This window comes from Myxococcus xanthus (assembly GCF_013116825.1).
GTDB classification, from domain to species: domain Bacteria; phylum Myxococcota; class Myxococcia; order Myxococcales; family Myxococcaceae; genus Myxococcus; species Myxococcus xanthus_B.
Map to the genome: position 1 here is coordinate 1 of NZ_JABFNS010000227.1, position 7,759 is coordinate 7,759.

Genomic DNA, 7,759 nt, shown 5'->3' on the forward strand with positions numbered 1-7,759 from the left:
GGGGCGGACAGGGTGTCGTTCATGTCGTTTCGGGAGGGCTGGGCCGGGCGGCGCCGGCGGAATGAAGGCGTTGTCGCAGCCGCGCCGCGCGCTCTGCGAGCTGCTGGAGGTCCGTGTCGCGCGTCACCGCGCGGCTGTCCGTGGTGAGCGCCTCGAGCCCCTGGGCCAGGTCCGCGCGGCCACGCTCGCGCAGGCCGTGGGCCACAGCGTCCGCGGACGCATGCGCGGGCAGGCCCGCGTGCAGGGCCAGGTCCTGGGTGAGGCCCCGAAGGATGAGCTGGGCGGAGAATCCGTGGTGCCGGCCCTCGCGATAGAGCCGGCCCATGGCGAAGAGCGCGTCGGTGGCGCCCACGCGCGAGGACTCGGGCGGAGGCCGCGGCCGGCCGAAGCGCTTGAGCGACACCGACCACAGCGCCACGCCGAGCAGCAATTGCAACACGGCGAAGTGCAGGCCGTAGCGGCGCGCGAAGTCCACCACCGAGCGCTCGTTGGTGAAGCCGTGGTGGAACTCATCGAATTCGATGGGACCGGGGCCGATTGACGCCAGGGCGCTGAGCCAGAACTGCGCGTTGTCCGCGCGCGCCAGGGCCTGGTTCATCGCCAGCTCCGGGGCGCCCACCACCAGCACGCGGCCCTGCCCGTACGGCACCACCGCCGCCACGAACATGCCCAGCCGTTCGTCCTCCAGGACGGGGACGGCCGTCTGGGGCAGCTCCAGGTAGGCCTGGACCTTCGCCTCCACGCGCTCCACGCCCAGCGTGTACGGCGTGGGCTGGGGCGGCACCAGCGTGCGCATGGGGAGGGTGGTGTCCGCCTTGAAGAGCTTCACGTCCAGGGCTTGCAGCACCGGGTTCTCCCGCGAGCCCCACGGCACGTAGACGGCGCTGCCTCCCTCGCGCACGTGCTTCAGCAGTTGCTCGGTTTCATCGTCGTCCAGCTCGGCCGCGCGAAAGGCGTTGAAGCCGGTGCGGGGGACGTGTTCGTCGGCCAGGCCCGCGTCGGGCTCGGCGGCCAGCGCCGTCTGGTCCGGGTCGTGCTCGGAGGCGCCGGAAACCTCCACCGCCAGCAGCACCGGCGTGCCCAGTCCGGACACGATGCGCAGGTCCGCCATGCGGCGCGTCACCGGCAAGCCGCTCTCCTGGGCCAGCAGGAACAGGGCCCGCGCGCCGTCCTCCTGCGCGCGGTACGTGGACAGCGTGTCCGCGAACGTGTTGCGCCGGGCGCCTCGGACCAGGAAGGTGGTCAGCACCGCGGTGAGCAGCAGGCCCCCCACCACCAGCAGCGGGAAACGGTCACGCACGGGCCACCTCCGGGCGTGACGGCGCGGCCAGCAGGGGCTCGGTGAGCGCGCGGAACTCGCGGTAGCCGTCCACGCCCACCGGCAGGTTGCCGTACCAGGCGAAGTCGAAGCGCCGCGTCAGCTCTCGGAAGGGGGCCTTCCATTCCGCGCGGCCCCGGAACTGAGACAGGTAGTCCCAGTTGCTCAGCGTCTCGTCATAGAGGATGGCGCCGTCGCGGTGGAGCCGGGATAGCAGCGCCAGGTAGAGGCTGCGCACCGCTTCGCGGTAGGCCCCCCGCGCCGCCAGCTCGTCCGCCAGGTGGGCCCAGCCCTCGGGAGGGCGTGACAGCGCGTGGTGGGCGTCCCCCGCCAGCGTGGACGCGTCCACCGTGGACACCTGCACACCTTCGGCGCCCGCGCGGCGCTTGTCGCGGTTCAGCGCCCGCAGCAGCACCACGCCCAGCACCGCGAGGGTGAGCGTCACCAGCACGACCACCAGCACGTTGGCCACGCTGGCGCCGGTGAGGAATGGCTGTGCCGTCTCCTGCCGCGGTTGCGCCGGCTCCCGCTCGAACAGCTTCTTCAGCTGCGCCCCCAGCCAGTCGATGAAGCGCTGCCACCAGTCTGGCGTCTCGGGGGGGGCTGTGGGCTCGGGGGCGTCCTTCTCCGCCTTGGGCGCGGCCTCCGCGAACTCGGGCCGGGCCAGGATGTCCTTCGCCCGCGCGGCGGCGGCACGCGCATCCGCCCGGGCCTGGGCGTCCACGGTGGCGCCCATCGTGGTGAGCCCCTGCGTCAGCGTGGCGCGGGCCTTGTCGCAGTCCTCCTCGTCGAAGGCCTGCCGCTCCACGCGGCGGACGAAGCGTTCCAGCTTCACGGCTTCGGCGGGCCCCAGGGACTCCAGGGGCGCGTACAGGCCCGCGGTGTCCTCATCCGCCGAGGCCTCACACGCCTCCGTGACCTCGCCCAGCCGCCGCAGCGCCTCGGCGGGGGCCAGGGGCTTCGCGTCCTCGGCGTCCTGGGCATGGGCCGGCGCCGCCGTCAGCAGGCCCAGGCCCAGCACCACCGCCAGCATCGCCGCGCCACGCGTCGCGCCCGGCGGAGGAAGAGGACGCCCCAAATCCCGGGACGGGAGCTGCTGGACGCTGGCCAGCAGGTCGAGCCCTTCCTGACGCACGCGCCCGTCCACCAGCAGCAGCGTGGCCGTCGCGGCGCGCACCGGCTCGAAGAGGGCGAACGTCGTCACCGCGAGGAAGATCAGCCACTGGCCGTTGTCCAGCGAGGCGAAGCGCTCCGCGAACGTCAGGTCCACGCCCACCAGCTTGCGGCCCAGGAACAGCAGGAAGTTGAAGGCGATGTGCAGGTTGAAGAAGGCCAGCACCTGCACGGACATGAGGACGCGGACCCACAGCGCGGTGCCTCGCGCCGGTCCCAGCAGCCGTGAGCACGTGCCGTAGAGCTTCAGCGGGCTGCCACGCCCCTGCATCACCGCCGCGTAGCCCACCCCGTGGGACTGCAGCAGGATGTAGCCGAAGCCTCCCGTCAACATCACCACCAGGGTGTTGAGGCCCAGCAGGTACGCCACGGCGATGAAGAGCGCGGGCATCCGACCCAGCGCGGCCTTGAGCGAGGCCCACGCGGAGGGCTCGCCCTGAGTGCCCAGCAGCAGCTCCTGCACGTAATGGCACGTCGCGCCCTGGCCCAGCCCCCGGAGGAACCACGCCAGCGTCAGCAGCAGCGACGGCACCACGAGCGGCCAGCCCATGCGCACCGACTCCGCCAGGTACAGCATGGCGGCCACCACGGCCGCGCCGCCGGGCAGGGTGAGGGCCCAGACGCCCGCGTTGCGGGTGCACAGGCGCAGCGCGGCGTCCATCAAGGCCACCGCGTTGCGCGGGCGGAGTTCGAGCGCGGAGACGGCCATGGGCTAGCTCGCCGCCACTTGGGCCAGCAGGAGGATGCCGCCGAAGACGAGCGCCAGGCTCATCAGCGCCAGCACCACGTTGCCCGCCGACCACTCGCGGCGCTCACCCGGGCCCTCCAGCGCCTTGAGGCGCTGGTCCAGGCAGCTGGCGCAGCGGTTGATGCCCTCGAACTGCGTGGTGCATTCCCGGCAGATGACACGCCGGCACTCCACGCAGACGCCGAGGCCGGCGCGCTCCGGGTGGTAGTGGCAGCGGCCCGAGCCTTGAATCATGCCGCCACCTTAACGCACACCCGGGCCCGCCGTACCATTCCCGAAGCGGGGGACTACAGCTCGTCCAGGAACTCGTCGTTGTACGTGTACCGGGACAGCCGCTTCACGAGCGCCTCCATGGCCTCCACCGGCTTCACGGAGAAGAGCATCTGCCGCAGCTTCTTCACCTTCTCGTACTCGCGCAGGGTGAAGAGCTTCTCCTCCTTGCGCGTGCCGGACTGGGCGATGTTGACGGCCGGGAAGACGCGCTTCTCCGCCAGGAGCCGGTCCAGGGTGACTTCGGAGTTACCCGTTCCCTTGAACTCCTCGAAGATGACCTCGTCCATGCGGCTGCCGGTGTCGATGAGCGCCGTGCCGATGATGGTCAGCGAGCCCGCCTCCTCCGTCGCGCGGGCGGCGCCGAAGATGCGCTTGGGGCGCTCCAGGGCGCGGCTGTCCACGCCGCCGGACATGGTGCGGCCGGAGTTGTCGACCTCCTTGTTGAAGGCGCGGGCCAGACGCGTAATCGAGTCCAGGAGGATGACCACGTCCTTGCCCGACTCCACCAGCCGGCGCGCGCGCTCCAGGGCCAGCTCCGCCACCTTCAGGTGGTCCGCGGTGGGGCGGTCGGAGCTGGAGGCCAGCACCTCCGCCTTGATGCTCCGCCGCATGTCCGTCACTTCTTCCGGACGCTCGTCGATGAGCACCACCATGACGTGGCACTCCGGGTGGTTGGAGAGGATGGCCTGGGCGATGCGCTGGAGCATGATCGTCTTGCCCGTCTTGGGCGGGGCGACGATGAGCGCGCGCTGTCCCTTGCCAATGGGTGAGATGAGGTCCAGCACCCGGGTCACCATCTCCTTGTGACCGTTCTCCAGCTTGAGCCGCTCGGTGGGGTCCACCGACGTCAGGTCCGCGAAGTGCGGCAGCCGCGGCGCGCCCTCGAGCGGCCGGCCGTCCACCGTGTCCACCTTCTGGATGACGCCCTTGTGGCCCCGCATCTGCGCGAAGGCGGTGATGTACTGGCCCTGCCGCAGCCGCAGCTTCTGGACCAGATTCTTGGGCAGCTCCGGGTCATCCGGCGCCGCCAGCAGGTTGCGCTTGAGCTGGCGCAGGAAGGCGTTGGGGCCCTTGGCCTCCGTGTCCAGCACGCCCTCCACCGGCGACAGGTTCGCCTGCTGCGAGGCCTGCTGGCCGCCGCCCCCGTGCTGCGCGTGGCGGGCGTGCTGCTGGCCCCCGCCGCCGTGCGCCGGCTGCGGTGGCTGCTGCTGTTGCTGTTGCTGTTGTTGCTGCGCCTGCCGCTGGCGGTACTGCTCCAGCTCCTGCGGCGTGAGGAACACCTGGACCTGCTGGCCGTCCGGCCCCGGCTGCATCCGGTAGGCCTGGCCGTCCGGGGTGAAGAGGACCTGCGCGCCACGGCGACGGCGGCGACGGCGGCGGCGGCGGCCGGTGGCCTGGCCGGGCTGCCCGGGGGCGCCACCCTGTGCGCCCCCGCCGGAATCACCGTCGTCGGGCCCCTCGTCGTCGCCCTCGTCGCCACCGTCATCGTCCGGCTCGGGCGGCGCCACGGCGCGGGCGGCGGGAACAGGGGGGGCATCACGTGGGTCGCGGTTATCGGGGTTTTCGCTCATGAACGTTCCAGACTGTGTGCGCCCCGGGCGGCCGCTCCACGAGGAGGGCGGGGACGCAAGGTGACTCAGGCCGTGGGACAGGAAGCGGACGCGGGGCCCTGGTGACGAGCAGGCCGAACCGCCGTTTCCTGGAGCACCCTGGCGGCCCAAAGCCGTCCGGAGTGCAGGGGTAACTGTAACAGAGGCCGGGGACGGCGCTGCCGCTTTTTTCGCGCGGTGTCGTCCGGCCGCCCCCCCACCTGTTGATTCAGGGCCGCCGCCATGGCCTCAGCGGACGGTTATCTGGAAGGGCAACATCGCCTTCACGCCCGGCTGGAGCAACATCAGGTTCAGGCCCGCCGAGCGGGCCAGCGCCCGCAGGGACTCGGGCAGGGCGGGCTCTTGCGCGGGCAGCAGGGACAGCGCGGCGCGCACCCCGGGCTCACCGCCCAGCGCGGAGAAGAAGCCCCGCGCCTCGCCCATCACCACCAGGTCCAACTCCTCGTCCGGAGGGATTCCGGCCCGCATCCGCGCGGAGTCCACCGCTTCCAGCAGGCCGCCCAGCTTGTCCACCAGTCCGCGGGCGAGCGCGTCCTGGCCGCTCCACACCCGGCCCCGGGCGACCTCGTCCACCTTCGCCTTGTCCATCCTCCGCCGCAGCGCCACCTCGGTGATGAAGCTGTCGTAGGAGGCGTCCGCCCACGCCTGGGCCGCCTCCTGCTCCTCCGGCGTCCAGGGACGCCACACGTCCAGGATGTCCGCTAGCGGCGCGCGGGTGAGGCTCGCCTGGTGCACGCCCAACAGCCCGCCCAGCAGGCCCTCGACGGCGGGCTTGATGTAGAAGACGCCGATGCTGCCCGTCAGCGTGGTGGGCAGGGCGAACACCTCGTGCGCGCCAATGGCGGCGTAGTAGCCACCGGACGCGGCCATGTCCCCCATGGAGGCGACGACGGGCTTGTGTCTGGCCGCCTCCATCACGGCTTCGTACATCAGGTGGGACGCCAGCACCTCGCCGCCGCCCGAGTCCACGCGCACGACGATGGCCGCCACGCTCGGGTCCGACTGCGCCTGCTCCAGCGCGCGAATGACCGTCTCCGCGCCCGCGAGGCGGCTGAAGCCCAGCGGGTCCTCGCGGCTGCGGCCGCCGATGATGTCACCCAGCACCGGCACCACGGCGATGCGGCGCCGGCGGGCCCAGCGGCCATCGCGCTCGTCGCGCGGCGCGTACGTGGTGCTGAAGCGTCCGCCCGGCACGAGCTCCGCCACCTTCTTGTCCAGCTCCGTCGAGGAGATGACGCCGTCCATCAACCCCAGCTCCACCGCGCGCTTCGGGTGGGGCAGTCCCAGTGCCCACAGCGCGTGCAGCCGCTCCACGGGCACCTTGCGGCCCTCCTGCACGGCCTTCTCGTAGACGGCCACCTCCGTGTCCAGGTAGGCGTTCGTGGACTCCAAGGACGCGTCGCTGGGCTCGGTGCGGGTGAGCTGCTCCGGGGCCGTCTTGAAGCGGCCCACCCGCGCCACGTCCCAGTGCACGCCCAGCTTCTCCATCGTCCCGCCGTACGTCTGGAGGTGCACGGCGAGACCGTTGATGTAGAGAATCGACTCCTGCAGCGCGTAGATGCGGTCCGCCGCCGAGGCGACGAAGTAGCCCAGGTCGTCCGTGGACAGCACCACCGCCATCACCCGCTTGCCGGACGCGCGCAGCCGCAGCAGCGCCTGACGCAGCTCCTCCGCCTTGCCCCAGCTCACCCCGGGCAGGCTCTCCATCTTCACCACCACGCCGGCCAGCCGGTCGTCCTGGGTGGCCAGGTCCAGCCACCGCGTCAGCCGCAGGTACGGGTCCGCCTCACTGACGCCCAGCCACGAGAGGACGGGGCTGGTGCCGCCGCTCAATGCGTCATTCAAGTCCAGCAGCGTCACCACGCCGCCGCGCGGCGCGATGGAGCGGTAGGTCTCCGACGACAGGCGCACCGCCACCAGGTGGTCCAGCCCCGCGTTCGTCCCGCCCGCCGCGTAGGTGAGGCCCAGGTGCGAGGTGTCCACCGTGGCCGCCACCTGGAGCGCGATGGGCACCCCGGAGGTGAAGCCATGCGACATGCCCGCGCCCAGGCGGAGGCCCGGAATCACCTCCGCGTTGACGGTGTACGTCGCTTGGCCCTGGCGGAAGGCGCCTTCGGAGAAGCGCCAGTCCACGCCCAGCGTGTAGCGCTCATCCAACGGGCGCACGCCCACACCCAGGTTGTACTGCCGCTTCAGCGCCAGCGTGCCCTCGGCGGGGGCGTTGATGTCGCGCACCACCGCGCCCAACGACAGCGCCCGCAGGGGGCGCGCCGTGAGGCCCACGTCGAAGGTGTCCAGCGCGTCGATGTCCCGGTTGGATGAACCGTAGGCGTGCCACGAACCGCCGAGCTGCAACGTGCTCGTGCCCAGGGAGAGACCCAGGGACGTGCGGCGGTAGTCCGGCTCCGCCCGTCCGCGAATCCACTCCATGGCGCCGCCCACGCCCAGGCCGAGCAGGCGCGTGGCCAGGAAGACGCCGTCTCCCAGGCCGTCATGAACGAGGTTGCGCTCGTGCAGGTAGAAGAGCTGACTGCCGTTGACGAAGCCCAGGCCCGCGGGGTTGAGCGACAGGGCGGTGGCTTCATCCACCAGCGCGGCGCCCGTGGGCGGCAGCGTCAGCCCCCGGGAGGGCCTGTC

General features: G+C 72.0%; 5 protein-coding genes. All 5 read right to left on the minus strand.

Translation table 11 applies throughout. From position 1 onward, the window contains the following. Window positions 1-19 precede the first annotated feature (19 nt). A complete protein-coding gene (locus HNV26_RS36165; RefSeq protein WP_171443584.1) occupies window positions 20-1,300 on the minus strand; it encodes a DUF4350 domain-containing protein in 1,281 nt (426 codons plus the stop codon). Next, window positions 1,293-3,200: a DUF4129 domain-containing protein gene (locus tag HNV26_RS36170; RefSeq protein WP_171443585.1), complete on the minus strand. Its 1,908-nt coding sequence runs from the start codon at window positions 3,198-3,200 to the stop codon at window positions 1,293-1,295. Before HNV26_RS36170 ends, HNV26_RS36165 begins: the two co-directional genes overlap by 8 nt. A gap of 3 nt (window positions 3,201-3,203) precedes the next feature. Beyond that, complete coding sequence (locus HNV26_RS36175; RefSeq protein ID WP_011552550.1) at window positions 3,204-3,473, minus strand: hypothetical protein; 270 nt, start codon at window positions 3,471-3,473, stop codon at window positions 3,204-3,206. A 53-nt stretch (window positions 3,474-3,526) separates the two neighbouring features. Next, complete coding sequence (gene rho, locus HNV26_RS36180) at window positions 3,527-5,083, minus strand: transcription termination factor Rho (RefSeq protein WP_171443586.1); 1,557 nt, start codon at window positions 5,081-5,083, stop codon at window positions 3,527-3,529. A gap of 267 nt (window positions 5,084-5,350) precedes the next feature. After that, window positions 5,351-7,759 (minus strand): signal peptide peptidase SppA (sppA, locus tag HNV26_RS36185; protein WP_171453001.1); only part of this gene is annotated, 2,409 nt, incomplete at its 5' end.